The following is a 1090-nucleotide window of genomic DNA, read 5'->3' as shown; positions in this document are numbered from 1 at the left end:
GATCGCCGTGCTCGCCATGGTCGTGCTCGGCGGCATCGGCCACATCCCCGGCGTCGTGCTGGGCGGCGTGATCCTCGCCGCCCTGCCCGAAGTCCTGCGCCACGTCGTCGAACCGGTGCAGATGAGCCTGTTCGGGCGGGTCTGGATCGACGCCGAAGTGCTGCGTCAGTTGCTCTACGGCCTGGCCATGGTCGTCATCATGCTCAATCGTCCCGCCGGCCTGTGGCCATCGCCGCGCCATGAAGACCGTCCCGAAGCCGACCACCCGCACGGCGACGAGCCGGTCGGCGTGGTCAAAGCGTAAGCCCATCGACGAACAACACACAGAGGACGAATGATGAGCACCACCACCCTGTTAAAAATCGCCGACGTCAGCAAACGCTTCGGCGGCCTGCAAGCCCTCTCGGGCGTCAGCCTGAGCATCGAACAAGGCCAGATCTACGGCCTGATCGGCCCCAACGGCGCCGGCAAGACCACCTTCTTCAACGTCATCACCGGGCTATACCAGCCCGACACCGGCAGCTTCGAGCTGGCCGGCAAACCCTACAGTCCCAGCGCCCCGCATGAAGTCGCCAAAGCCGGCATCGCCCGCACCTTCCAAAACATCCGGTTATTCGGCGACATGACCGTGCTGGAAAACGTCATGGTCGGCTGCCACGTCAGGACCAGGCAGAACGTCTTCGGCGCCGTATTCCGGCACAAGGCCGCCCGGGACGAAGAAGCGCAGATCAAGGACAAATCGCAAAAGCTGCTCGACTTCGTCGGCATCGGCAAATTTGCCGCCAGAACGGCGCGGCACCTGTCCTACGGCGACCAGAGGCGGCTGGAGATCGCCCGCGCGCTGGCGACGGAGCCGCAACTGCTGGCGCTGGACGAACCGGCCGCCGGCATGAACGCCACCGAAAAACTGGGCCTGAGGGAACTGCTGGTCAAAATCCAGGCGGACGGCAAGACCATCCTGCTGATCGAACACGACGTCAAACTCATGATGGGGCTGTGCAACCGCTTGACGGTGCTGGACTACGGCAAGCCGATCGCCGAAGGAGTGCCGGCCGACGTGCAAAAGAACCCGGCGGTGATCGAGGCGTAT

The 1090-nt window shown here is 64.2% G+C and carries 1 protein-coding gene and 1 pseudogene; both read left to right on the top strand.

Going from position 1 to position 1090, the window contains the following annotated elements:
* Positions 1 to 304, top strand: a pseudogene (locus RV1423_RS28210) (ABC transporter ATP-binding protein); the annotation flags it as partial.
* A gap of 33 nt (positions 305 to 337) precedes the next feature.
* On the top strand, positions 338 to 1090 hold a 753-nt coding region (locus RV1423_RS28205; protein WP_034303971.1), incomplete at its 3' end, for an ABC transporter ATP-binding protein.

Origin of the sequence: Herbaspirillum sp. RV1423, from assembly GCF_000577615.1 — a bacterium.
Lineage (GTDB): Bacteria > Pseudomonadota > Gammaproteobacteria > Burkholderiales > Burkholderiaceae_D > Herbaspirillum.
The sequence above is the reverse complement of the archived record's forward strand: the minus strand, read 5'-3'. Positions and strand labels throughout refer to the sequence as shown.